The sequence below is a fragment of the Pseudomonas sp. N2-3-1-14 genome (assembly GCF_041228395.1).
Taxonomy (GTDB): domain Bacteria; phylum Pseudomonadota; class Gammaproteobacteria; order Pseudomonadales; family Pseudomonadaceae; genus Aquipseudomonas.
In genome coordinates this window covers 4,054,754-4,081,078 of sequence record NZ_CP166199.1, presented here as the reverse complement: position 1 = coordinate 4,081,078, position 26,325 = coordinate 4,054,754, and the positions used below count along the sequence as shown (strand labels likewise).

Genomic DNA, 26,325 nt, shown 5'->3' with positions numbered 1-26,325 from the left:
CTCGTGTACATATCCGTTGCTGTGGTAACGGCTGCTATGGGTTCCGCTTTTACAGCGGGTCACTTTTGGAAGGACCTGTACGGACCCAAAAGTAACCAAAAGGTCCTCGCCCCACCACTCGGCACCTCGCCTGGGCTCGGTGTGCCCTCACGCAGGCTTTGGAAAAGCAGAGCACGGCGGCCTGGTAGCCGACCTGAGTGGTAGAAGCAAAAGCACAGCAACACATCTCTATCTGATGCACAGAGATCCAAATGTGGGAGCGGGCTTGCCCGCGATGGCATCAACCGGGTATGCCTGATCCACCGAGTTGTCTGCATCGCAGGCAAGCCAGCTCCCACATTTGATTGAGTGCAGCCTCCAGGATCAGGTCGGCTGTCAGCCCGCCGAGCTGTAGATTTTGATCCTGGGTGCTCAAGTTAAACCACGCTGGCGACCCGCGCCTGATCTCAATAAGACATTACCAATACGAATAAAATTATTAATAAATAATGAAAGTAGAGAATATTAGCTTATACCCAAATAGCATTATATTTTTAAAATCCATTCCGTTATGTTTGATCGCAACAGCCTACCCCTGACCTCGGATGGTACCCAGCGTGATTCAGATTCTGCGCGCCATAACCGGGTAAAGACCCTGCGGCAGAATCGTTGGAACGGAGTTCAACGTATGTTGCCCATTCAAACCCCTCGCTCGCCCCACACCTAGTTTCCAATCGCCGAAACACCCTCGAAAAATCCGAGCACCGCGCCCGACCGCGCGAGCGCCCGACTTCGCGATCTGGAAAGTCTGGAGTGGCCATGAAGCACGTTTTACACCCCACCACCGCCCTGGCGCTGGCCCTGCTGGCGAGTGCAGCTCAGGCCCAGGACGACAGCACCCTGTCCACCGTGGTGGTCACCGGCAACCGTGGCGCCGAGCAGCGCACCGTCACCAGCAGCCCGGTGCCAATCGATGTCGTCAGCGCCAAGCAACTGCAAAACACTGGCAAGCCCGGTTTGATGGAAGCCTTGAGCGCCGTCATCCCGTCGCTGACCCTGCCGGAAAAAACCGGTTGGGACGCCAGCGGTATTGCCCGCGCCCCGAACCTGCGCGGCCTGAGTGCCGCCGAAGTGCTGGTGCTGGTCAACGGCAAGCGCCGTCACACCAGCGCCACCCTGAACATCAACGGCATCAACACCGGCGCGGCTCCGGCTGACTTGGACCTGATCCCGATCAGCGCCATCGACCACGTTGAAGTGCTGCGCGACGGCGCTGCCGCCCAATACGGCTCGGACGCCATTGCCGGGGTGATCAACGTGATCCTCAAGGCCGACACCAGCGGCACCGCTGTGACCAACATCGGCCAGGGCTACGACGGCAAGAAACAGACCGTGCAGCAAAGCCTCAACAAGGGTTTCGAAATCGGCAACGGCGGCATCGTGCAGTTGGCCCTGGACGCACGCAGCCAGAATGACGACAACAAGGCCAGCGCCAACGGTTACACCTACGAGCAAGCCTATGGCCTGGCGGGCAAGTCCACTTATGGCGGCTACGGCACGCCCAAGACCAACCTGCTGACCCTGGGCTACAACGCCGAGCTGCCGATTGATGACAGTTTGAGCCTGTATTCCTTCACCACCTACTCGCGACGCAAGGCCGAGCAAGGCCAGAACTTCCGCCTGCCGACCATCACCAACACCATCACCACCGGGCCCAATGGCTACCCGGCCGGCTACACGCCGACCTGGTACATCGACGAGGATGATTTCCAGGCCGCGTTCGGCGGCAAGGGCACGGTCGGCGCGTGGGACTGGGATCTGTCCACCACCTACGGGCGCAACGAAGCGGAGCAGGGCACCACCCACAACCAGAACCCGTCGCTGGGCGAGTACACACCCAACAGCTTCACCTCCGGCACCTGGATTTCCACCGAGCTGACCACCAACCTTGACTTCAAGCGCGGCTTCGACATTGGCCTGCAAAAGCCGCTGGACCTGTCTTACGGCTTCGAGCATCGGCGCGACACCTATGAGGTGCAGGCCGGTGACTACGCGTCCTATGCCAATGGCGGTTACTGCGTGGCGCCGGGCAATTGCGCGTCGTCCGGGGCGCAGGTCACCAACGGCATTTCACCGGCGGAAGAGAGCAGCGCCTCGCGCAACAGCCTCGCCAGCTATGTCGATGTGGGCTTCAACCCGCTGCCGGACTGGTACCTGGGCACCGCGTTGCGCTATGAGCATTACAACGAAGGCGTCGGCGCGACCCGCAGCGGCAAACTGACCACGCGCTACGATTTCACCCCGCAGTTCGCCGTGCGCGCTACGGTCAGCAATGGTTTTCGCGCGCCGTCCCTGGCCAACAGCCTGTTCAGCGCGCGCTCCACGACCTATGGCGTGGTTGACGGCGTGTATCAATCGATCAACTACGGCGTGTTGCCCGTGGGGTCGGCGGCGGCCAAGGCCTTGGGCGCCGAGGGCTTGAAACCCGAGCGTTCGACCAACTTCAGCCTCGGTTTCACCCTCACGCCCACCGACCGCTTGAACTTCACCGCCGACGCCTACGTGATCAACCTGCGTGACCGCATCACCCTGACCGGCACCCTGCTGGGCCCGGAAGTCACCCAGGTCTTGCAGAACAACGGCATCAACTCCACCTCCGGCGGCCAGTACTTCATCAACGGCGCCGACACCCGCACCAAAGGCGTGGACCTGGTCAGCAACTACAACCAGGACATCGGCCCGTACGGCTCGCTGAAGTGGACGGCCGCGTTCAACTGGAACCAGACCAAGATCCTCAACTACAAGGCGTCCACCGACATCCTCGGCACCTCCTATGACCTGATGGACCGCCAGGCCCGCGGCCTGATCACCGATGTGCAGCCCAAGACCAAGCTGATCCTGGGCGGTGACTGGAGCATCGACCGCTTCAACCTCAACCTGGCCTTGACCCGTTACGGTTCTTACAAAGAGGTCAACGTCTCCGCCGACCGCAGCCTCGACCGGGTCTACAGCGCCAAGTGGATCACCGACCTCGACCTTGGCTACAACCTCACCAAAGACCTGAACGTCGCCGTCGGCGCCAAGAACCTGTTCGACCAATACCCCAAAAAACAAGGCGTGCCGAGCAGCACCATGCTCGCCAGCTACGGCACGTATTCACCCTACGGTTTTACCGGCGGGTACTACTACACCCGGCTGACTTACGCCTTCTAAGGCCGCAACTCGCGAGGAATAGACCATGCCCATTGTCGCCAAAACCTATGACCTGATCGATGAGGTCACCGACTACCCGGTTCGCCAGGCGCGTGTCGCAACGCCGATCAAAGCCTTGCACGTGGTGCCGGCCCGGCACCCGTGGCGCTGGGCCGGGTCGATTTTCGCCGCGCTGGTGCTGCTGGCCATCGTGCATTCGCTGGCCACCAACCCGCGCTGGGAGTGGGGCGTGTTCGGCCAGTGGTTCTTTTCGCCGTCGGTGCTGCGTGGCCTGGGCCAGACGCTGTTGCTGACATTGCTCAGCACCGTGTTCAGCATCATCCTCGGCACGGCATTGGCCCTGGCGCGGCTGTCGGGCTCGCCGCTGCTGGCGGCGTTGGCCTGGGGCTACATCTGGTTTTTCCGCTCGATGCCGGCGCTGCTGGTGCTGATCATCCTCTACAACTTTGCCTACCTGTATGACCACATCGTGCTCGGCGTGCCATTCACCGGCGTGGTGTTCGCCGAATGGTCGACGGTGGATGTGCTCAGTCAATTCACCGTGGCGGTGTTGGGCCTGAGCCTGATGCAAGCGGCCTACGCGGCAGAGATCATTCGCGGCGGCCTGATCGGCGTGGATGCCGGCCAGCATGAAGCGGCGGCGGCCTTGGGCTTGCCAGCCTCGCGGCGTATCTTCCGGATCATCCTGCCCCAGGCGCTGCGTTCGATTCTGCCCTCGGGTTTCAACGAAATCATCGGCCTGGTCAAGGGCACGTCCATCGTCTACGTGCTGGCTTTGCCGGAGCTGTTCTACACCGTGCAGGTCATCTACAACCGCACCCAGGCAGTTATCCCGCTGCTGATCGTGGCCACCGTGTGGTACCTGATCATCACCACCGTGCTGACCAGCGCCCAGTATTACGTCGAGCGCCACTTTGCGCGTGGTACCGCGCGCGTGCTGCCGCCGACGCCGCTGCAACGCATCCGCCGCTGGCTCAAGGAGAAAACCCATGAGTGACGCACGCGCCGGGCGCATCCAGATCCAGGGCGTGGGCAAGCGCTTTGGCAACCAGCAGGTGCTCAACGACATCGACCTGACCATTGACCCGGGCAAGGTCACGGTGATCCTCGGGCCGTCCGGCTCGGGCAAATCCACCTTGCTGCGCACCATCAACCACCTGGAGAAGATCGACAGCGGGCACATCACCATCGACGGTGAATACGTCGGCTATCGGCGCAAGGGTGACCTGCTCTACGAATTGAAAGAGCGCGAGATTCTCAAGCGGCGCATCGACGTGGGTTTCGTGTTCCAGAACTTCAACCTGTTCCCGCACCTCACCGCCTGGGAAAACATCGCCGAAGCGCCGTTGGCCCACAAGCGCTGGCGTAAAGCCGAAGCCCACTTCAAGGCCGCCGAGTTGCTGGCCAAGGTTGGCCTGGCGGACAAGGTCGATGCCTACCCGCGCCAGCTTTCCGGTGGCCAGCAACAGCGCGTGGCCATCGCCCGCGCCTTGGCACTGGACCCCAAGGTGCTGCTGTTTGACGAACCCACTTCAGCCCTCGACCCGGAACTGGTGGGCGAGGTGCTCGATGTGATCAAGGGCCTGACCCAACTGGGCGTGACCCTGGTGATCGTCACCCACGAGATCGGTTTCGCCCGTGAGGTGGCCGACCACGTGGTGTTCCTATGCGACGGTCAACTGATCGAAGAGGGCCCGCCCGAACAGATTTTCCGCCAACCCCGACATCCCCGCACCGTGGCCTTTCTCGGCAAGGTGCTTTAGTTCAAGGAGTGACTGCCATGTTCATCCATACCGCCCGCGTGGCCTTGCTGGCGCTTGCCGTCAGCACCGCGCAAAGCGCTTTTGCCGTGCAACAGGTCGACCTCAGCCCCGACCGCGTGCGCATTCATGTGCCGCGCAACGAAGCAGCCATCGCGCAGATCCCGCCAGGCTTCAAGTTTGCCCAGCCGGGCAAGTTCACCGTGGCTGTGTCCGGCGTGGCCGGGCCACCGCTGGCGCTGCTGGCCAATGACGACAAGACCACCATCGGCAGCGAGGCCGACACCGCGCAGCTGGTCGCCGACAGCCTTGGCCTGCAACTCAACGTGGTGCAGACCAGCTGGGAGGATTGGCCGCTGGGCGTCAGCTCAGGCAAATACGACGCGGTGATCAGCAACGTCACCGTGACCGAAGCGCGCAAGAGGCGTTTTGACTTCGCCACGTATCGCCAGGATGTGCTGGGGTTTTACGTCAAGAGCACCAGCAAGATCACCGCGATCAAGCAGGCCGCGGACATTGCCGGGCTGAAGATCATTGTCGGCTCTGGCACCAACCAGGAAAAAGTCCTGCTGGCGTGGAACGATGCGAATGAAAAGGCCGGCATCAAGCCTGCGCTGTTGCAGTACTTCGACGACCAGGCCGCCGCGCAGCTGGCGGTGCAATCGGGGCGCAGCGATGCGCTGTTCGGGCCTAACTCGGTGTACGCCTATTCGGCGGCCATCACCGGTGGCATCAAGCTTGTCGGCACGGTCAATGGTGGCTGGCCGCTGAAAGCGGATATCGCCGTGACCACGCGCAAGGACAACGGCCTGGTCCAGCCGATTCATACGGCGCTTGAAGGCGCGATTGCCGGCGGCCAATACGAACAGGTGCTGCAACGTTGGGGCCTGGACATCGAGCGCGTCGATAAGTCGCTGATCAACCCACCGGGCCTGCCGGACTAGGAGCATCGATCATGGGACTGACACGACGTGAAGCGCTGTCGAGCATTGCCGCGGTAGGCGGTGAGCAGGCAGTCAAGGATGCACTGGCGGTATTGGGGCTGGGGCCGTCGTCGCACCGACGCCCGCAGCCGCTGAAACTCAAGCCCGGCCTGGGGCAGGGCACCCGCGTGTTGGTGCTGGGGGCGGGGATTGCCGGGCTGGTCACTGCGTTGGAACTGACCCGCGCCGGGTTCAGTGTGCAAGTGCTGGAAGCGCGCGATCGCGTCGGCGGGCGCACCTGGACCCTGCGCCATGGCGACCGCGTGGACTACAAGGACGGCCGCACGCAAACCGTGGCATTTGATCAGGGCCTGTATTTCAACGCCGGCCCGGCCAGGATTCCCAGCCAGCACCGAACGATTCTGGATTACTGCAGCGAGCTGGGCGTGCCGCTGGAAGTGCTGGTCAACAGCAGCCATGGCGCGCAGGTGCGCCCGGACCTGCAACAGCCGGCATTCACCGTTGGCCAGGCGATCAATGATGCGCGTGGGCACCTCTCTGGTTTGCTCGCCAAAGCCGTGCAGCGTGATGCACTCGATGATGTGTTGAGCGGCGAAGAGCGCACGCGCTTGCTGGCCTTCTTGCAGGTCTACGGCGATCTGTCGCAAGAACTGGCCTATGAGGGCAGCCTGCGCGCCGGTCACCTGGAGTCGCCCGCGCATCCCGGCGCATTGCCCGCCAGCCGCAGCCCGCTGGCGCTGGACCGCTTGCTGCACCCCGAACTGTGGGGCGCGTTATTGCACACTGAGTTCCCTGAGTTTTCGGCAACCATGTTCGAGCCGGTCGGCGGCATGGACCGCATCACCGACGCTTTCTACCAACGCGTCAGCGAACACGTGCAGTTGGGCGCGCAGGTCAGGCAGGTCCGTCAGCTGGAAGACGGCGTGGCGGTGACTTACCACGACACACACAGCGGCCGCGAACAGGTGGTGCGCGCTGATTACCTGGTCTCGACCTTACCGCTGCCGTTGCTGGCCAAACTCGACACCGATTTCAGCGACCCGATCAAAGCCGCGTTGCTCAGCACCCGCAGCGATCAGGCCACCAAAGTGGCGTGGCAATCGCCGCGCTTCTGGGAAACCGACTACCGCACCTACGGCGGCCTGTCCTGGATCGAACACCCGGCGCGCCTGCTCTGGTACCCGAGCAACGACCTCAACACCCGCGAAGGCTTGCTGGTGGCCGGATACGTGACCGGGGAGGGCGCCGACGTGTTTGGCGCGCAGCCGTTCGATAAGCAGTACGCCACCTCCAGGGAAGCCGTGGAGCTGTTGCATCCGGGTTACGCCAAACACCTGCGCAACCCGCTGGCCGTGTCCTGGGAACAGATTCCCTACAGCGAAGGCCCGTGGCTGCAACGCGAACACTTCCCCGCCCACGCCAGTGCCTTGCTTGAACAGGCCCATGGCCGCGTGTATTTCGCCGGAGACGGTCTGGTGCAAAGCGGCGTGGGCATCTGGCAGGAATCGGCGGCCAACTCGGCGCGCCATGTGGTTGCGCAACTGGCGGACCGCGTGACGCAACAAACACAGCGTGCGGCATTGGCCGCGTCTTAAGGAGCATCCTCATGAGCGACAGCATTCAACGTACCAGCGTCGGTGATTTTCCGATCTCGCAAACCGTGACTGTGCCGGCGTCTGCCAGCCTGATTTTCGTCAGCGGCACCTTACCGGATCCTGCCGACGCGCAGGCACCGGCAGGCACGCCAGCCGCGTACGGCAGCACCGAAGTGCAGACGGTGTCGGTGTTCAACAAGCTGCGCAAGATCCTTCAACAACAAGACCTGGACCTGGGCGATATCGTGCAGTTGCGGGTGTTTCTGGTCGGCGCTGAAGAAACCGGTGGCAAGCTGGACTTTGCCGGGTTGCAGCGTGGTTATACGCAGTTCTTCGGCACGCCAGAGCAGCCGAACAAACCGGCGCGTACGGCGTTGCAAGTGGTGGCGTTGCCCTTGCCGGGGGCGTTGGTGGAAGTCGAAGCTATCGCGGCCCGTACGGCGTAATTTTTTGCAGTGAGCAGGTTAATTGTGGCAAGCGGGGCTGTTGTGGCAAGCGGGCTTACTGTGGCGAGCGGGCTCGCCCCGCGTTGGAGTGCGAAGCGCTCCCAATCCAACCGCCGCGGTATAACGGGTAAACCGCGTCGTCAGGTTTTGGGGCTGCTGCGCAGCCCAACGCGGGGCAAGCCCGCTCGCCACAACAAGCGCGCTGGCCACAGTGATTCATGTTTATCCACGGAGGAGCATCAAAATGTCCACATTCCCCCGGAAACTCAAGTTCGGCGCCATTCTCACTGGCGTCGGCACGGCGCAAAACGAATGGCTGCACCCGCAAATCCCCGGCGATGCCAGTGTCGACATCGACTGGTATCGCGCCCAGGCGCAGCAGGCCGAAGCGGCGAAGTTCGACCTGGTGTTCATCGTCGACAGCCCCTACATCACCCAGGATTCGGCGCCGCACTTTCTCAACCGCCTGGAGCCGCTGACCCTGCTCTCGGCAGTGGCCGGTGCGACCTCGAAAATCGGCTTGGTCGCCACACTGACCACGTCCTACACCGAACCTTTCAACGTGGCGCGGCAGTTCGCCTCCCTGGACTTGATCAGCGGCGGCCGCGCCGGCTGGAACGTGGTGACCACCGGCCTGGAAGGCGCCGCCGGCAACTTTGGCCGTGAGCAGCATATCGACCACACCGAGCGCTATCGCCGCGCGGCCGAGCACTTGGAAGTGGTGCAAGGGCTGTGGGATTCCTACGAGGACGACGCCTTCGTGCGCGACAAAGTCAGCAAGGTGTTTCTCGACCCCCAACGTCAGCATCGCCTGGACCACCACGGTGAGTTTTTCTCAGTCACCGGGCCGCTGAATATTGCCCGTTCGGCCCAAGGCCAACCGGTGATCTTCCAGGCCGGGATCTCCGAGTCCGGGCGCAGCCTGGCGGCGAACTACGCCGAAGGGATTTTCGCCGGCGTGGGCAATTTTGAAGACGCCCAGGCTTACTACCGCGACATCAAACAACGTACTGCCGCCGCCGGGCGCAACCCCGACCACGTGACCATCCTGCCCGGTATCTCGCCGATTATTGCCGACACCGACGAACAGGCCCAGGCCATCGACCGTGAACGCAACGGCGAGCTGGACTTGCACAAGGCGCTGGTGCAACTGGGTCGGCCGTTCAACTACCACGACTTCACGCAGTACGCGCTGGATGAGCCGTTCCCTGACCTGGGTGACCTGGGCAGCAATGGCTATCGCGGGCATGCCGAGAACATAAAGCAAGTCGCCCGCGATCAAGGGCTGACCTTGCGCCAGGCGGCGCTGCGCTTCGCCAAGCCGTTCTCCAGTTTTGTCGGCTCACCCAAGACCGTGGCGGACGAGATCGAACGCTGGTTTGTCGAAGAGGCGGTGGACGGTTTCAATATCCACGTGGGCGCGCCGGACGACTTCGCGCGCTTCACCGATCAAGTGCTGCCGTTGTTGCGTGATCGCGGGTTGTTTCGCAGTGAGTACAGCCACAGCACCTTGCGCGGGCACTTGGGCTTACCGGTGCCGGTAAATCGGCACACCGCGGCGCGCGCTGAGCCTGCGCCTGAGGTGTTGCAGGCAGTCGGATAAGGGATTACCACCATTTCCAGCGACCCTGTTTTTTCAGGGTCGCGATGACGGCTTCGCGTTTATGGCGGATTTCTACCATCTTGTGACGGAGTTCGCGGTAGCGGTGGCTGTTGAGGATCAATAGGCCGGTCAGCGGGCTAAGCAGGGATATGGCGTAGAGAAAAGGCGGCGGACGGTACGCTATCGTGGGCAGCGATATCAGTAAGCAGATTACGTAAATGCCGACACTGACCCATACCAAGCGGATTCGACCATAGGTGACTTGAGCCTTGGAAAAAAAGAGGACAAGGCCTGTCGCAACACTGCCGAAAAAGAAGATTTTGATTGCAAGGTCTTCCGGAAGTCCTGAGAGAAGGGTCACCAACAATAGGACGGCAGTCATCGCAATCGTGAAACAGCCGGCAAGTAGATCGGCTCCAATCACTAGCGCATAGCGTCTCCTGAACTTTCGTGGGTTTTCAAAGTAGAAGTATGCGTAAGCGCGTTCGTCGGAAGGCAAAGATTTCCAATCTTTACATTTTTCATCCATTGCGGATTCGCCTAGGTCTTTTAATGTTTCGCGCTTGCTCATTGGCTGGCTTCCTCGTAGATACCAATCGCCAGCGTCCTGATGTTTCCTGGTAGTGAGCTGCTAGCGAAACCCAAGGTTGCAGCGAAGGCATCTCTAATATGGTTGACGGTAGAAAGTTGCATTTGTGTGGCGCTGATTCGTTTTGGTAATACCCCATTGGCTTGTTTTACCTTGAGCAGTTTGGACGTCAATCGGGGGGCACGAAGCTTGAGCAGCTCATCATTCAGTTTCGCTCGCTCTTGGCGGTTCAGGCCTTTGAGTACTTGTTTGAGCGGCTTGCCGGTGACTCTCGTTGCTGTGTTTACTGTTTTGATCGTGGTCAAGGCGGAAGTGGCAACACCCAGTAATGCAATGGCATTCAGCGTTGCGTCGACGGCCTGATACCAGGCTTCGCTATCCAACCGATCAAGGCGTTGCGGAGCAAACGCCTCGGCGCCGGTTCGACCTAGCCCGACCATGCATTGTGTAACGCTGGCAGCTAGGGCGGCCTGGCCGATAAATGTAATCACCGCACTCGTGCCCGCCGTAAAGGGCAACAACATCACTCCACTCGTCACAACTATCCAACTCAGTATTGCCCCCGCACACGTCACCGCCGTGCCAAGCGCCTCCGCCACTAACTTCGACTCCCGCGGCTCATGCTCCAGCATCCGCTTGAACTCCGCAGGCCCGACATAGCGAGGCGCCTCGCGCAGCACCAGCTTCTTCGGCACCACGCTGCATACCGCCTGAAACTCACGCAGTGTCACCACGTTGAACGCCTCATCGATGTACACCACGCCCGCGCCAATCAGCCCCGGGTCGGTATCAATGGCAAAAAACAGCCGACGCACATCAATACTGCTTTCAATCCGCTGACGCGTGGTGCGGTGAGCCGAGGGGAAACCATCTTTCAACAGGGACGCAGTCATCCTTAACGCCTTGTTTTTGCGGGAGTCGAGAGCGTAAAGACCCGCAGGCACCTATGAATGTCGGAAGGTTCGCCAATTCAAGTGGGGTGCGTCTCTATCCCGCTTTGGCGTCTTGCGTGCAACGTGGGGGCTAAGGAAAAGTGCGCCCCCACGTCACTACCAACGCACACCAAGGCAGGGAGCAAACATGGCCGTCGATATGTTTTTGAAGCTGGGCGACATCAAGGGTGAGTCAAGGGATCAAGCCCATCGCGACGAGATCGATATTACCCACTGGGCGTGGGGAATGTCGCAGTCGGGTTCGATGCACAGCGGCACGGGTGGCGGTGCGGGCAAGGTCAATATTGCCAACTTGAACCTGACAAAGCCGCTGGATAAATCCAGCCCTAACCTGATGATGGCCTGCGCCAGCGGCAAGCATTATCCGGAAGCGAAACTGGTGGTGCGCAAGGCGGGAGGCGCGAGCCCGGTGGAGTATCTGGTGATCACCCTGAAGGAGGTCATGGTGGTGTCCTACAGCACCAGTGCTGAAAACGGCGCCGATGTGCTGCACGACAGTTTCGCCTTGAATTTCGCCACCGTCGACGTCAGTTACCAACCGCAGAAAGCCGATGGCGGCAAGGACGGTGGGCCGGTGAAGTTTGGCTGGAACATCCGGCAGAACGTGAAAGCCTGAGCCCCCATCACGTGCCCGGATACTGCGTCTTCATCAAAATAGACAGCACACGCTGCCGCCAGAATTTGCGGCGGATTCATTTGCCCCCGCAATCTAGGAGATTAAGAGAAGTTTTATGAAGCGTTCAGACAGTCGGTCGTTCTGGTACATCACTGCGCTATTGACCGTCATTGTAGGGCTTTCCGGCTACCAGATTATTGATGGGTTGATTCGAGGTGTAGTGGTGTCCTTCAGTCGCGTCGGGCCTTCCATCACTTACACGCTGGCGGGGCAGCCGAAACACTATTGGTTCACCCTTAGTTGGTTGGCAGCTATTGAAACGTTTTTAATTGCGCTGACCCTGTTTACGGCGTGGATTGCCCGAGAAATGGGCAAAAACGAACGGTTCAAATGATACCGATGGAGGTCTGGGTCCAGAGCACGGCGTCGAGTTGATCGTTGGCGGGTGGGGTTTGCTGGCAGCCTGCGAGGGCTGTGGCCAGCAGGCAGGCACCGGCGAAAATCAGGTTACGCATGGGCAAGTCTCGAAGAGGAGGGCGCATCGGCAGCACCTTAGCCTAAACGCTGACCTTAAGCTGTACCTCAACCGAAATGTGGGAGCGGGCTTGCTCGCGAAGGTGGAGTGTCAGTTGATGTATCTGGTGACTGACACACTGCGTTCGCGAGCAAGCCCGCTCCCACATTTGGATCTTCGAGAATCAGACAGCAAGGATGTGGATTGCCCCTTCAAGGCCTACACACCAACGCCTGGCGCTCATAGTTCAGCGCCTTGTTCTGCGGCGCCAACGCATAGCTTGCGCTGCACTGCTGATCGCCCCACTTGATGATCAACGTGCCCTGATCCTCTTCCACCAACGCCAGCGCATTGCCATTCGGGTCGGCAATCGCCAGTTGCTTGCCGGCCGAATCTTCCAGCGAAGCCCCGAACGACAGAGGCTTGTGCTGCGCATCAAACAACTCGAACAACACCCGGCGCCCGGTGGTGCCGCTGTAGTGCGCCACCACGATCGCGCCACGGCGTGGCACCACTTGTTGGGTGGCGTTGGTGATTTCCACATTGCCGCCCAGGTCGCGGGTGTCCAGGCTGACCCAGTTCACCCGATAAGGCTGGGCATTGGGGATCACTGCATAGCCGTTATAGCCGGTCTCTACGCCGCTGTAGCTGCTGATCTTCGCGCCGGAGATGCCTGGCACTTCGGCCAGTGCGAAGGTCTCACTGACCGTCTGCCCCAGGTTGATACCGCCTGCGTGAGCGACCACGGAGCCGGCGAGGTTGAGGTTCTGCGAGTTGTAACCCTGGCCCTGGCTGTAGCCCAGGCTCACATCCGCCACGGACGTCCGGCTGTTGATGTTCACCGAACCGGAATCCCCGCTGGTGTCGCTGTGGCCGGCCTGCACCGAATAAAACGTGTCGCTGGTATCGGCAACGTAGCCATTGATGCCCGCCTGCGTGGTGGTGTCGCCGTGCTGCCGGCTGGTGGTGACGAACGCGCGCGGCGCGCGGGCCTGGCTGCCCAGCGGAAACGAAATCGACAGGTTCAATTGCGTGTCGCTGCTCGGCTGGCCCCAGGTGACAATCTGCTTGGTGCGCGTTACGCCGAGGTTGTAGCTCAGGTCGCCCCAGTTGCTGGTGTAGCCGGCCGAAAAGCTCTGCGAGCCGCCGCGGTTCCAGTAGCGCTGGTCGCTGGCATTCACGTACACGCTGCCAAATTCGTTGTTGCGCCCGATGCTCTGGTTGATGGTCAGGTCGGTGCGGGTTTTTGAGTGGCCGGTGCGCACACGCACATCCTGGCTGTTGTCTTCGACATGGTCGCTGAGGGTGCGGTAGCCCTCGGTGGAGTAGCGGTAGGCGGCCAGGGTGAAGTTGGTGTCGGTGCCAGTGAAAGTCTTTGCATACAGCGCCCGCACGCTGCTGCCCTGAGTGGTTTTCCCCTGCGCCTTGCTGGAGGAGTGCGTCGTGTCCAGCGAGAAAGCGCCGAACGAGGTGTTCTTGCCGGCGCCAATGGACAGTGCGTTGTAGTCCTCGCTGGCCTGCAACCCGACAATTCCGCTGAGGTTGCTGGTCAGGCCGTACGCCAGGGTGCCGCTGAGAAAACGCGGGCTCGCCAGGCCGTCGGCGTTGCTCTTGAAGGTACCCGCCGAGAGGCTGTACTTGACCTGGCCTTCACGCACCATGATCGGCAAGCTGGAAAACGCCTGCATCGTCACGCGGCGCGTGCCGTCGGCTTCGATCACGGTGATTTGCAGGTCGCCGTTGGAGCCGCTGGGGTAGATGTCGTTGATCTCGAATGGCCCCGGCGCGACGTTGGCGGTGTAGAGGATGTAGTCGTTCTGGCGGATTTCCACCGTCGCGTTGGTCTGCGCCACGCCACGGATCACCGGCGCATAACCGCGCTCGCTGTCGGCGCGCATGCCGTCATCGGAGGCCAGTTTGAGGCCGCGATAACGCACGCTGTCGAACAGGTCGGTGTCGGAGAAAATCTCACCGGCGCTGAACTGGCCCTTGATCGCCGTCACGTCGTGCTGCAGGTAAGTACGGTTGCTGGTGTAAGTGTTCGAGCGCCCGGTGCCGCCGCTCAAGTTCGATTCATTGCGCAGGCGCCACGCGCCCAGGTTGATACCGTTGCGCAGGCCGAGGTTATTGGAGAGGCGCGTTTTGTAGTCGCCGGCGGTGCGGCTGCTGTTGAGCTGGTAGTTGATAAACGCTGCGGGCACGCCGTCATCCCATAGTTGCGGGTCGACGTAACCGCGCATGCCGCGCTGCATGGCCACCTGCGGAATGCTCGCCATCAGGCGCAGGCGGCTGCTGTCGTAACGCACGCTGGCCTCCTCGATCATCTCGGCGAGGGCATAGCATTCCTGCGGCTGCTGCGGGTCGATTTTGCCTTCGGCCTGGAGGCGGTGCATGTCGATGCCCAGCTGCTTGAGCAGATCGAGGGTCAGGCAGGCTTCGACCCGGTCGTTTTTCGGGTTGCGCTTGAAGTCGATATCGCGCCGGCCCACCAGCACTTCGTTGCTGTACAGGTCGACGCGGTAATTGCCCGGCAGCACGCTGTTGGCCGAGAGCAATTGCTGCAGGTCGACCGTTGACTGCGAGCCTTGCAGGAACGTGGTGTTGAAGGTTTGCGCAGTGTCCTCGGCCATCGCCCAGGCCGGCAGGCCGGCGGCAATCGCGAACGACAGCGTCTTCAACTTCAGTGCGCCACGCGCGGGCCTGTTACTGGAAAGAAAAGACATGCGAAGACCTGTGACATCCCTGATTGGCGAACAGGCGGGCACGCGAACACGCACGCAACGTGAGCCTGTGGGTTAGAGAAAGTGCTTAGGGGTTGAGGCGTGATTCGGTGGCGTGTGCAGCGATGCCCGAAAGTGGCGCGGTGTAATGGTTCTGTGCGCCGTAGTCATTGATGCTGGAAAACGACAGTTGCACCGGGCCGGGCGCTGGCGCCGTCTTGAGCGCGAACTGTCTTTGCTCGCCGGGCGCGATCATGGTCGAGTCGCTCGCCAGTTGTGCCTGCACCTTAACGTCGGCCATGGACACGTGGTACAGCGTCGGGTTTTTCACCTGCAACAGCGTTTGCGCGCCGTGCTTGACCAATGCCCACTCCAGCTGTGCAGGCGCCTGCAACGCACTGCCGGTCAGGCCGGCAGGGCGGAAAAAAATCTTGATGCGTTGGCGAATGGCCAACTGCAAGGTGTTCTCGGTCTCGCTGGCCTTGGGGATTTCCTGCACGTTCAACCACACCACCGACTCGCGGTCCGTGGGCATGCCCGTGCCTTCATACAAGATGCGCAGCAGTTGCTGTTCCTTGGCGAACACCCGGGCCAGTGGCGGGGTGACGGCAAACGGAGCACGGCTGCCGCTGGAGTCATTCATGTCGACCCAGGACTGAATCAACACATCCTGGTTACCGTTGCGCACGGTGATATTGGCTTCTTTGTGGTCGCCATCGAACACGATGCGGGTGGCATTCAATGAAATGCTGGCGGCGGCCTGGGTAGCCATAAGCATGCCCAGCAGCCCCAGGCATGCGGCAATAGAACGAGGCAGCATGAGGGTTATCCGGTGTAATCAAAAAAGAATGGCGAGGCCGTGTGGCCTCGCGCGTTCGGTGCACGGGGCGCCGGGGTTACTCGTATTGCAGGATGAACGGTAGGGTGGCATCACCGCGACCGGCGGTGGATGCACCGGCAGCGCCGGTGGTGACGTAGGCAGCCGCAAAGCTCAGGGTGGCGTCGCCGCCGGCAGTGCCGGTGCCGTGCATGGTGCTTTCGATGCGCGCAGTGGCCTGCGAGCTGAGGTCGATCAAGCTGCCATTGCTGTCGAGCAGGGCGATACCGACGTTTTTAGCCGAAGCGGAACCGGCGTTCAGCGCCAGTACGTTCTTGCCGGTCACCAGGCCCGAACCGCCGTTGTTGGCGTCAAAGATCATCGCGACTTTGGTGCCCTGGTTGCAGTTGACGTTCAGGTTGAAGTCTTTGGCAGTCACACGGCCGGCGGTTGGGTTTTCCGCGGTGCCCATGTCTTTGATCGAAACGTTGCCCATGTCCACCGAAATACTGCGATCGGAGTTGGCGCCGTCTACCGAGCAGGCGTCGTTGTTGATCACGCCGGTGAAGGTAATTTTACCGCTGCCGCCCAGGGTAGGCGTCGGTGCCGGATCATCGGCAAATGCACTGCCGGAGGCGGCGATAATGGCCGAGGCGATAACAGCCAGGGAAAACTTCTTCATGATGATGTCCGTAAGTGTTAGTTGGAAAATGCGGTTGTTGAACTGCGAGGAAAGAATAAGAGGGCAGGCGCTGCGAGCGAATAAGACGATTCTTATAAGCCGCGCAATAGACGGGTTAGTTGCACCGCAAGGCAGTTTCGGAGCCCACAAACAGGGGGCCAAGCCATTGCCCGGGAATGGCTTGCACGGTGTGCTTAGTTGAAGATATTGCGCGCCAGGCAATAGGCGAGAAGGTCCTGGTCGCTGCTCACTTCAAGTTTGCGCATGGCCGATATTTTTTGCGCACTGATGGTCTTTGAACTGCGGTTCTGGCTGCGCGCAATATCACTCACGCTCATGCCGGAAATAAACAAACGCAAGATCTCGAACTCTTTGGGCGACAAGCTGGTAAAGCGCTCGTCGATGGCCGTGAGGGTCTCGATCACCGAGGTCTTGGGCGGCTCCAGGCTGCGGTAGGCGCTCTGTTGCGCAATCGCCTTGAGCGCCAGTTGAATCTCGGTGTGCAACTGGCTTTTCTGGATGATGCCGACCACGCCCAACTCCTGCAGACGCGTGAGGATCAGGTGGTTGGAAATCATGGTCAGGATCAAAATCTGCACCTGCGGAAAATGCCGTTTCAGGTACTCCACCAGCTTCAGCCCATCGCCGTAGGGCGAGTCGCCGGGCATGTTGTAATCGGTGATCACGATGTCGGCGCCCTGGCGCTGCAACAGCTCGATCAGGCCCGCCGAACACACCGCTTCGCCCACGACTTGAAAGCGCGTGTCGCGCTCCACCAGTTCGCGTACCCCGAGCAGCACGATCGGGTGATCGTCCGCGATAACCACGTTGAATTTTTTCATAAAGGGCCGTCCGTAGTGCCAGTTCAAGTGAGGGAAGTGTGCCCGGGCTGGAGAGTGTCCAGGACGGCCGACAGTCGTTGCATCACCGCCTTCACCTTGAGCTCAAGCGTCGTGTCGAGGCTGCCGCGGTTCAGTGCGTTTTCCAGCTCGATGCAGGCTTGGGCCAGAGGGAGCGCCTGCACGGCGCCCAGCGCGCCGGCGGCCGAATGCAGCAGTTGGGCGAGCGCGCGCGCATCACGCTGCGCCAGTGCCGCGCCGAGTCGCTGCAAATCTTGCTGCACGCTGCTGATGAACAGCGGGCGCATCTTGTCCGACAGCTGCACGTGGTCGTCGAACGGCGCGGGCGGCGGTTCGACCGGCGCCTTGACCTGGCACAGCTTGACCAACTGCGCGCGCAGGGTTTGCAGGCTCAGGGGTTTGACGATCCAGGCGTTCATGCCGACCGCCAGGCAACGCACGCCTTCCTCGCGCATGGCGTTGGCGGTCACGCCGATGATCGGCAATTGCGGGTCATGCGCCCTGAGCGTGCGGGCCAGCTCATAACCATTCATCAGGGGCATGTTCACGTCGGTCAACACCAGGTCGAAGGCTTGCGGTTGCCACAACTGCAGCGCCTGCTCGCCGTTGGCGGCCAGGGTCACCGAGCAGCCGAGCGCCTCCAGTTGTTCCTTGATGATCGCCTGATTGATCGGGTTGTCCTCGGCCACCAGGATGCGCAACCCAAGCTGCCCGGCGCTTTGTGGCAGGGCCGCCGGCGGTTGCTCATGCTTGCCGTGCTGGGCCAGCGACACGGTGGTGGCGATAGCCCGTACGTCGTGCACGTCCACGACCCAGCCCTGTGCCGTGTGCAGCGGCGGGCTGTGCGCGCCGGGCAGACACAGCACGCGTTGCCCGGCCCAGTAGCGGGCGGGCTCGCTGGGCAGCAGATCGACCAGCACCGCCTGGCGGCTGTCCTGTTCCGGCGTGGGCGCCGCCAGGGCCGCGGCAATGCCCAGGCGATTGAGCCAGTCACACAGCGACTGCGCCAGCTCGCGCACCGGCGCCTGCACATACACAGGCGTCGCGCTGGGTTCGATCAGCGGCGGGTTGGTCAGCGCACCGCTGCTCAGCGGCAGGCGTATTTTCAGGGTGAAGCTGCTGCCCAGGCCGGGCTCGCTGACCACTTTGATCTCGCCGTCCATCATTTGCGCCAGCCAACGGCAAATCGGCAGCCCCAGCCCGGCGCCGCCTTCGCCGGCGGTGTCGGGAGCCTGGTAAAACACATCGAACAGCTTGGCCTGCTGCGCCTCGGGGATGCCCACGCCAGAGTCGGTGACCTGCCATTCCAGATTGACGTACTCGGCGGCGCACGCCGTGACCCGGGCGCGGATCACCACGCGCCCGATGTCGGTGAACTTGAGCGCGTTGCTCACCAGGTTGTTGAGAATCTGGCGAATGCGCATCGGGTCGCCCAGTACGCTGTCGGGCAGCTGCGGGTCGATGCAACTGTAAAGCTGCAACCCCTTGCGCTGGGCGAAGGCGGCGTAGGTGTGCAGGGTGTCTTCGAGCATGTCCAGCGGGCAGAACTCCACGGCTTCAATCGCCATTTGCCCGGACTCGATTTTCGACACGTCGAGCACGTCGCTGATCAGCTGGAACAGCGTCGCGGACGAACGCTGAATGGTCTGCAGGTAGGTTTTCTGGTGCGGGTCCAGGTCGGTCAGGCCGAGCAGTTCCAGAGTGCCGAGCACGCCATACAACGGCGTGCGAATTTCATGGCTCATGGTCGCCAGGAACAGCGTCTTGGCCTCGTTGGCGGCATCGGCGGCGTGGCGGGCGTCCTCTAACGACTGGGCATCTTCGATATGCCGGGTGATGTCGTTGAATGCATACAGGCGTACGTCTTCGGCCTGGTAACGGGTGGAGACGAAGCCGATTTGCAGGTGGCGGCCTTCGATCTCCAGGTGCGTCTCGCCGCTGTCGGCGCTGTCATGCACACCGGTCAATGCGGAGACCAGCCGCGCGGTGCCTGGCCATTGCTGGGCACGCTGGTTCTCGATCAACACCTTGCCGTCACTGCGCCGCACCACGCACAGGCCAGTGGGGGCGGTGTCGATGATCACGCGGCTGAACGCCACGCTTTCGGCGATGCGTTCGTGCGCCAGGCGTGCGGGGTTGATCACTTGGCGCCGGTACCAGCGGCTACCGCCCCAGCACAGCGTAATCAGGATGCCCAGCAACAGGGCCAGGCTGCTCAGCGGCCACAAGGCCGAATGGAAAAAGTGCGAGTAGTTCAGCCCATAGATTGCGCTCCAGGGCTGGTCGCCGCGTTGGGTAATCTTGAATTCGAAGCCGTCTGCCCTGAAGTGCACGCCATCGCTGAGCGGCACACCGATGTCTGGCCCGACCAGCCGGCTGCCGTCGGGGGCAATCAGGGTGAAGCGGTCAAAGGCCGAGTGGTCCAGGGCGCGCTGCACATCGTCAACCTGAGCCACGTCGAGCAAGGTGCCGACCACCGCCTGGCCCTGGCCGTCGAGGGGCAGGCCGATATAGGCCAACAGGTGCGCAGGCGCGGGACCGGCCTGCCAGTACACGCGGTTCTGTTCCAGCGGCTGCGGCGTCTGCTCGAGGGTCTGTTGCACCGCGTTGACCAGCGCCACCAAGTTGCCGGTTTCCTCGCTACTTTCTCGACGCTGGTAGCCCACCGACGGAACGGTGATGGCGTAAGGCGTCTGGCGATTGAGCAGAAAGGTTTGTGGCGCTTCATAGGGCGATGACGACCAGAAGGCGCTGTAATAGCTGGTGAGGTGCGCGCCCAGGGCAAAAATCTGCGACCGGGCGGCAGCGCTGATCTGCTGCTCGTCAAACTTGACGCTGAACGGCACCGAAAACGAATATTTCTGGCCTTCGTACAGCGTGCGGTGGTTGTCGACCATGCGGCTTTTGAGGCTGACCTGAACGTTGGTGGCGCGCAACAGTTCGGCCTGGATGCCCGGGTGCGTCAGACTCTTGAGGTACGACTCCTGCTCCGCCAGGTTCTCCATCAGGCGCGCAAAATGAAAACGCGTGGCGCCGTAACGGGTTTCGACCCCGCGTTGCAGTGACCAGTAGTTGGTCAGCACCAACAGCAACGCGATCCCGAGCAGCACCATCAGGCCTTTGTTCAGGCGCGACGAGCTGCGGGTGAAGGCTTCGAGGACCGCGTTGTTGTGCTTCATCAGGGGTTTCCGCAGGCGCAGGATAAATCGGCACAGGATGGAGCTGACTCCTTACTATCGAACAGATTATCCGCGGCCGTCAGCTAGTGAGATGTCGCGGGGCCATCATTGTTCAGAAGTTGTTGAAATTGTTCTGAAGAGACCGCGTGTGAAATCAGGAAACCCTGCACCTGATTGCAGTCGACCTTGCGCAGCAGAGCCAGTTGCTGCGGCGTTTCCACCCCTTCAGCCACCACCGTGAGACCAAGTTTGCGGCCCAGCGCGATGATGCTTGCCAGGGCCTGCGCCATGCCCTCGTTGTCGTGGCAGCCCTGCACCAGTGCCTGGTCTATCTTCAATTCGGTAAACGGCGTGGAGACCAGGTTCAAGTACGAGCTGTAGCCCTTGCCGAAATCATCCTGGGACAGGCCGAAGCCCTTGATGCGCAGGCGGCAGGCGCCGGCGTAGAAGTTGCTGATGTCCTGGGGCACCGAGCATTCCATCAGTTCGAAGCAGATCATTCCCGGAATGCCGTCGTGGTGCAGCACAAATTCCAGCAAGCGGTCGGCCAGGTCATGGCTGTTGAGCAGGTGCGTGGGCAAGTTGATCGACACCGGTATTTCGTAGCCACGCTGGCGCCAGCGTTCCTGGGCGTGGATCGCCTGTTTGAGCACCACCCACAACAATCGCTCCTCCAGCTCGAATGCCTTGATCGCCGGCAGGAACGCGGCGGGTAGCATCACGCCTTGCTCGGGATGCATCCAGCGCACCAGGGCTTCGGCGGCGACGATGCGGCCGTTGGCGAGGGACTTTTTCGGTTGGAACCAGGCCTGCAGCTGGCCGCTGCTCATGGCGTGCACCAGGGTGTGGCGGTCGATGTCCAGGTGCTCGGGCAATTCGGGGGAGGGCTTGCGCACTGTGTTCCTGAGTTGGTCGACGAGGCTGCGCAGGGCGTCTGCGGCGACCGGTTTGGAGATCAGCCCGATCACTTCCACATCGAGGTTTTTCGCCACCAGGCTGGCCGCCATCAGCATGCGCCGCGACGCCGCGCTCATGATCGCCAGCGCCGGCTTGCAGCGCAGGCTGGCCAGGCACTGGATAAACTGCACGCCGTCCATGCCGGGCATCAGCAGGTCGGTCAGTACCAGGTCAAAATCGCGCTGGCGCAGACGCTCCAGCGCTTCTTTACCGTCCTCGGCGGTTTCGAGCATGAAATCCCCCAACTCACTGAGCAGGTGCTGCAGGTAGATGTGCTGCAGGGGATGGTCCTCAACAATCAAAATACTAAGGGGCTTCATGGGTGATCCGTGCATAAGGCGCCAGGGAGTTGAATAGAGCCCGCAACGCAAAGGGTTTGACCAGGCAATGGTTCATGCCGGCGGCCAGGCACAGGTCGGCCTCGCCGCGCATGGCGTTGGCGGTGGCCCCGATAATCGGCAACGGGCAGCCCTGACGACGCAGTTCGCGCGCCAGTTCATAGCCGTTGATGTGGGGCATGTTCACGTCCGTCAGCACCACGTCGAAGTTGCCGGCGGTGTACAGCTGCAACGCTTCCTGACCATCGGCCGCCAGCTCCACGGTGCAGCCGAGCTCTTCGAGTTGGTCACGCAAAATCAGCTGGTTGATGATGTTGTCCTCGGCCACCAGCAGGTGCAGGTTGAGTTTGTTCAAGTCACGCTGACGCGTCTGCTCACCGGCGCGGGCCACCCACAGCCCCTGGGCCTGGCTCACGGCCTGATGAACAGCGCCCAAGTGGTTGAGGTTGACGTGCCAGGCGCCGGCCTCGGCCTCCAGCGCGGTGCAGGCATGGCTGCTGACGTGAATCACCGGGCCCGGCCACTCGGGCGCCAGCGATGGATCGACGCTGCCGGGATGCACTTGCAGCAGCAGATGGCTTTCCGGCAGCGTCGGCAGCCCGGTCTGAGCGCGTGCACCCCAGCGGCGCAGCCAGCCGCTGATCGAATGCGCCAGTTCCGGGATGGGCGACACCACGTAGATCGTCTCGGCCAGCAGCGGGGTCATCGGTGGCGTCGGCGCTTCTTCCAGCGGCAGGATCAGGCTGAAGCTGCTGCCCAGGCCCAGTTCGCTGACCATGCGGATATTACCGTTCATCAATTCGGTGAGGCGCTGGCAGATCGGCAGGCCCAGGCCGGTGCCGGCAACCACGTTAGTGTTGCCTTCGCTCTGGTAGAAGGGCTCGAAAATCATCGCCTGGTCTTCCTGGGCGATGCCTTTGCCGGTGTCCGAGACTTGCCACAACACACTGGAGCGCTCGCCATCGCGGCCAAGCACTTTGACGCGCAGCACCACGCGCCCATAGTCGGTGAACTTCACGGCGTTGTTGAGCAGGTTGTTGAGAATCTGGCGGATGCGTGTCACGTCGCCGATCAGCCGTTCCGGCAACTTCGGGTCGAAGCAGGCATACAGCTGCAAACCTTTGCCCTGGGCGGCCGCGGCGTAGCCCTGAATGATTTCGTGGACCAGGTCCAGCGGCGAAAACTCGCTCATTTCAAGAGCCAGCTGCCCGGCTTCGATCTTCGACACATCGAGCACGTCGCAGATCAGTTGCAGCAAGGTCGAGGAAGACCCTTCGATGGCCTGCAGATAGTCTTTCTGCTGGGCGTCCAGTTGTGTGCGCGCCAGCAATTCCAGGGTGCCGAGCACGCCGTACAGCGGCGTGCGGATTTCATGGCTCATGGTCGCCAGGAACAAGGTCTTGGCGGCGTTGGCGGCGTCTGCCGACTGCCGCGCTTCTTCCAGCGCCGCTTCCACTTGTTTGCGTGCGCTGATATCGCTGAAGGCGCAAAACAGCACGTCCTCGCCCCTGTAGCGGGTCGGTGCGCTGCTCAGGTACAGGTGACGGCCGTCGATGGTTTCAAAGTAATCGCTGCGTTCGGACGGCTCACCGGCGTAGGCCTGCGCGATCCAACAGGCGCGCAACGCCTCGCGCTCCGGGCCGTGGCCCAGCCATTGCTGGGCCAGGGTGTTTTCCAGCACCACCTGGCCGTCGGTGCGGCGCAGTACACACAGGGCGACAGGCGCGGTCTGGATCACATCGCGGCCGAACGCCTCGCTTTCGATCAGCGCCTGGATGCGATGGATCGAGGGAATGATGAAGCGCTGGTCGACGCGGCGCATCACCAGCCAGATCAGCGTCAGGCTGAACAGGCAGAACAGCAGCGAACCCAGTAGCTGTTTCCACAAGCCGGTGACCACCGCGCGCAGGTCGATGGAATACATCAACTGCCAGTCCGAGGATTTCAGGTGCTTGCGGATCACCAGGTGATCGGGCAGCAAGCCGTTGCCGACAAAGCCGAAAAAGCTTTCTTCCTTGGGCCTGAGGTGTTGCTGGCGCATCTGCGTGTCGTCGCTGTTGGTAAATACCAGCATGCCCTGGGAGTTGAGCATCATGAACTCGCCGGCGCTCTGGTCGCTGAGGGTCGAGGACACTTCACGGCTTTCCATTTCCAGACCCAGCCAGCCGGAAGTGGGGTCTTGGCGGTCCAGACGGATGAATATGTACAGGTGCGAATGGTGTTCGGTGCGGTCGCTCAGCCACAACTCGTTGAGGGTGGACGGATCGCTGTGCTGCAAGGCCTTGAGGCGGTTGAGCATGCACTTGGAAATCGGCAGGACTTGCGCGGTCGCGTCATACACCCGTGTCACCTGCGGGGTAGGGCCGGCGTTCACGTACAGCAGGTTGAGTTGCTTGGCCTTGAGGTAGTCGCGCAGGCGTGCCGTCAGCCAGATGCTCCACTGGTTGCCCGGCGTGTCGCCCAGCTGCACATGCTCTTCTTCGGGAGAGGAGGGGTAAATCCTCGACTGCTTGCGCACCGCCGAGAGGCTGAGGCTTTCAAGCAGCGCCTCGCGGTTGGTGAAAAACGTATGGGCTTCGGCGATGGCGCTGCTCATGTAGCCACGGCGTTGGGAAATATCGTTGTTGAAGGTGGACAGCAGAAAGGTGTAAACGCCGCTGAGGATGCCGATGAGCAGCACGGTCGCGAAAATACGAAGCAGCCTTCTGGCTGCTTCGGGTCGGGAGAGGACGGGGTTGATCTGGAGCAGATAACTTTTCAATCGCATCGGCGGACTTTAAGCGTCGGCCGTGTCGCGTGGCATAAGACGATCCTTAAAAATCAGCTATTTGTAATACATATCCACCACCACCGCGGCGTCGAATGCGCCGGGAATCGGCAGGGTGCGCCATTTCAAATCGGCGCGGAATTCGTCGTGGCTCTGGCCCAGGCCCATGAGGTTCTGCAGCGTGAACCAATTGTCGAACGGCAATTGTTGTTGGCTCTCGGCGCGGGACAGGGCGATGCCCACCGATTTATTGTTGTCCGGTACCAGCAACCCATTGATCACACTGCCGCCACCCGGCGTGGTGGCGAAGCGCGCGCTGACGGTATAAGGCGTGTCGCAGCCTTTGCGCAGGTTCAAGCTGAAGTTTGCGGTGCTGGCGACTTCGCCGATTGCAAACTTGCGCGAGGGCATCGGGAAGCTGACCACGCTGGGGCTGATCGTCAGCTCGGGGGTACAGGGCACGAAGCGGATGCCGTTCATGCCGGTGACCACGTAGTTGAAGTTGCTGTTGGGCCTTGAGTTCAGCCCGCGCACGCCGTCCAGCTGGAACACCCGATACTCGGTCAGGGTACTGGCCTGGCCACTGGGAGGCGTCGGGTCGTATTTCTCGATGAATACGCTGAAGTTGAGGGTGAAGCGCGCCTTTTCCCAGCCTTTGCAGTTGGTCAGGTTGCAGCCGCGGTCGGAAAAGAACCCGGTGCCGACCTTGCCGGTACTTTGGGTGATCGGCTGGTTGTTATAGCGAATACCCACGCGGATACCCGTGCCGATGCTGACGTTGGCCGGGTTGACGTAGAAGTAGATTTCCTCGCGGCCGTAGTAGTAGTCATCTTTGCAAATCACATTGGTGGAGCGTGGGCCGGACTCCCAGATAATGCTGCCGTTTGGCGCATCGGCCGCCACCGCCAGGGCGGTGCCCAAGGCTTCCTTGGTAATGATCGAGTCGCTGCCGTCCTCACGGCAGGCCAGCGCATGGCTGGTGGCGGGCAGGACTGCGCAGGCCCACAGCAGCATGGGTAGCATTCGTTTGGTGAGTGACATTGGTGCAAATACCCCGCGAACCATCAGTTGAGCGCCGCGCTGTGGCGGGCTTGCAAACCGATATCGGTGATTTCGGTGAAGTGGAGGGTGGTGCCTTTGGGCAACGGGCCTGGCGCGGTCAGGGTTTTGCGCTCGAAAGGCTTGAGCAGCAGGTAATCACTGAGCACCTGGCCGTCGGTTTGCAGGTTCACCAGCGACAGGTGAAAGGCGCTGGGATTGCTGACCGTGACGGTGCGCCCATCGTTGCTGCGCCATTGCAACTGCTGCACCGCGTCGGCCGAGCCGCCTTTGAGCGCGGGTGGCCGATAGAACAGCTTGAGCCGCTGGCGTATCGCAAATTGCACGCTGTTGGGGTCTTCCGGCTTGAGCGGGATCTCCATGATGTTCAGCCAGAACAGCGATTCACGGTCGCTGGGCAACCCTTCACCGGCATACAGGATGCGTAACTGATGATGCTCGCCGGCGCCCAGTTGCACCAACGGCTCGGTGGCGGCAAACGGCACGCTGTGGCTGCTGGCTTCGTCCTCGCCGCTGATCCAGGTTTGCACCACCACCTCCCGTGCAGCTTGGTTGACCACGCCGATGTTGGCTTCGCGGTCGTGGCCGAAATAGATCAGGCGCGTGCCTTCGACCTTCAGCGCGGCGCTGGCAGGCGGCGGTGCAAGGGCCAGCAATCCGCAGGCTAAAATCATCATTCTGAGTAAAAACATGAGCACAGATGAATCCATGGGAGCGTGGGGGAACGCGGCCCA

Annotated in this window: 20 protein-coding genes and 1 pseudogene; 9 read left to right on the top strand and 12 right to left on the bottom strand. The window is 61.6% G+C overall.

Translation table 11 applies throughout. The features are described 5' to 3' along the window. Positions 1-798 precede the first annotated feature (798 nt). From AB5I78_RS18615 to AB5I78_RS18585, 7 genes are all read left to right on the top strand, one after another. The gene (locus AB5I78_RS18615) at positions 799-3,192 is read left to right on the top strand and encodes a TonB-dependent receptor plug domain-containing protein (protein WP_369300987.1); all 2,394 of its coding nucleotides are present in this window, start codon (positions 799-801) and stop codon (positions 3,190-3,192) included. A gap of 25 nt (positions 3,193-3,217) precedes the next feature. Then, a complete protein-coding gene (locus AB5I78_RS18610; protein WP_106578952.1) occupies positions 3,218-4,189 on the top strand; it encodes an amino acid ABC transporter permease in 972 nt (323 codons plus the stop codon). After that, on the top strand, positions 4,182-4,955 hold the full coding sequence (locus AB5I78_RS18605) for an amino acid ABC transporter ATP-binding protein (RefSeq protein ID WP_242199205.1): 774 nt from the start codon (positions 4,182-4,184) through the stop codon (positions 4,953-4,955). The genes AB5I78_RS18610 and AB5I78_RS18605 overlap by 8 nt, the downstream gene beginning before the upstream one ends. Before the next feature lie 17 nt (positions 4,956-4,972). Next, on the top strand, positions 4,973-5,896 hold the full coding sequence (locus AB5I78_RS18600) for an ABC transporter substrate-binding protein (protein WP_369300986.1): 924 nt from the start codon (positions 4,973-4,975) through the stop codon (positions 5,894-5,896). 11 nt (positions 5,897-5,907) lie between these two features. Next, positions 5,908-7,491, top strand: coding sequence for a flavin monoamine oxidase family protein (locus AB5I78_RS18595; RefSeq protein WP_369300985.1), 1,584 nt, complete (start codon positions 5,908-5,910; stop codon positions 7,489-7,491). An 11-nt stretch (positions 7,492-7,502) separates the two neighbouring features. Beyond that, positions 7,503-7,937, top strand: coding sequence for a RidA family protein (locus AB5I78_RS18590; RefSeq protein ID WP_369300984.1), 435 nt, complete (start codon positions 7,503-7,505; stop codon positions 7,935-7,937). A gap of 244 nt (positions 7,938-8,181) precedes the next feature. Further along, positions 8,182-9,540, top strand: a complete 1,359-nt coding sequence (locus AB5I78_RS18585; RefSeq protein WP_369300983.1) for an LLM class flavin-dependent oxidoreductase — start codon at positions 8,182-8,184, stop codon at positions 9,538-9,540. A 4-nt stretch (positions 9,541-9,544) separates the two neighbouring features. Here the strand turns inward: AB5I78_RS18585 and AB5I78_RS18580 are convergent, their stop codons facing one another. After that, complete coding sequence (locus AB5I78_RS18580) at positions 9,545-10,111, bottom strand: hypothetical protein (protein WP_242199213.1); 567 nt, start codon at positions 10,109-10,111, stop codon at positions 9,545-9,547. Then, positions 10,108-11,022, bottom strand: coding sequence for an NAD synthetase (locus AB5I78_RS18575; RefSeq protein WP_369300982.1), 915 nt, complete (start codon positions 11,020-11,022; stop codon positions 10,108-10,110). Before AB5I78_RS18575 ends, AB5I78_RS18580 begins: the two co-directional genes overlap by 4 nt. A 187-nt stretch (positions 11,023-11,209) precedes the next feature. Between AB5I78_RS18575 and AB5I78_RS18570 the strand changes: the two genes are divergently transcribed. Both AB5I78_RS18570 and AB5I78_RS18565 read left to right on the top strand, forming a co-directional pair. Then, on the top strand, positions 11,210-11,698 hold the full coding sequence (locus tag AB5I78_RS18570) for a type VI secretion system tube protein Hcp (RefSeq protein WP_177018538.1): 489 nt from the start codon (positions 11,210-11,212) through the stop codon (positions 11,696-11,698). Between the two features lie 115 nt (positions 11,699-11,813). Then, on the top strand, positions 11,814-12,092 hold the full coding sequence (locus AB5I78_RS18565) for a hypothetical protein (RefSeq protein WP_262210275.1): 279 nt from the start codon (positions 11,814-11,816) through the stop codon (positions 12,090-12,092). A 4-nt stretch (positions 12,093-12,096) separates the two neighbouring features. On the opposite strand, the pseudogene AB5I78_RS18560 reads toward AB5I78_RS18565, so the two are convergent. From AB5I78_RS18560 to AB5I78_RS18515, 10 genes and pseudogenes are all read right to left on the bottom strand, one after another. Further along, positions 12,097-12,213, bottom strand: a pseudogene (locus AB5I78_RS18560) (acid phosphatase); the annotation flags it as partial. Between the two features lie 211 nt (positions 12,214-12,424). Continuing rightward, complete coding sequence (locus AB5I78_RS18555; RefSeq protein ID WP_369300980.1) at positions 12,425-14,935, bottom strand: fimbria/pilus outer membrane usher protein; 2,511 nt, start codon at positions 14,933-14,935, stop codon at positions 12,425-12,427. A gap of 85 nt (positions 14,936-15,020) precedes the next feature. Then, positions 15,021-15,752, bottom strand: coding sequence for a molecular chaperone (locus AB5I78_RS18550; RefSeq protein ID WP_214247810.1), 732 nt, complete (start codon positions 15,750-15,752; stop codon positions 15,021-15,023). Between the two features lie 76 nt (positions 15,753-15,828). Then, complete coding sequence (locus AB5I78_RS18545) at positions 15,829-16,431, bottom strand: fimbrial protein (RefSeq protein ID WP_145165911.1); 603 nt, start codon at positions 16,429-16,431, stop codon at positions 15,829-15,831. Between the two features lie 194 nt (positions 16,432-16,625). Continuing rightward, complete coding sequence (locus AB5I78_RS18540) at positions 16,626-17,273, bottom strand: response regulator (protein WP_053257033.1); 648 nt, start codon at positions 17,271-17,273, stop codon at positions 16,626-16,628. 23 nt (positions 17,274-17,296) lie between these two features. After that, positions 17,297-20,470 (bottom strand): response regulator, encoded by a 3,174-nt coding sequence (locus AB5I78_RS18535; RefSeq protein WP_369300978.1) that lies wholly within the window; start codon positions 20,468-20,470, stop codon positions 17,297-17,299. 83 nt (positions 20,471-20,553) lie between these two features. Beyond that, entirely contained in the window at positions 20,554-21,747 is a 1,194-nt protein-coding gene (locus AB5I78_RS18530; protein ID WP_106578938.1) for an EAL domain-containing protein, read from the bottom strand. Continuing rightward, a complete protein-coding gene (locus tag AB5I78_RS18525; RefSeq protein WP_369300976.1) occupies positions 21,734-24,532 on the bottom strand; it encodes an ATP-binding protein in 2,799 nt (932 codons plus the stop codon). Before AB5I78_RS18525 ends, AB5I78_RS18530 begins: the two co-directional genes overlap by 14 nt. 57 nt (positions 24,533-24,589) lie before the next feature. Then, positions 24,590-25,546, bottom strand: a complete 957-nt coding sequence (locus tag AB5I78_RS18520) for a fimbrial protein (RefSeq protein ID WP_242199229.1) — start codon at positions 25,544-25,546, stop codon at positions 24,590-24,592. Between the two features lie 50 nt (positions 25,547-25,596). After that, positions 25,597-26,268 (bottom strand): molecular chaperone, encoded by a 672-nt coding sequence (locus AB5I78_RS18515; protein ID WP_369300975.1) that lies wholly within the window; start codon positions 26,266-26,268, stop codon positions 25,597-25,599. Positions 26,269-26,325: the final 57 nt, after the last annotated feature.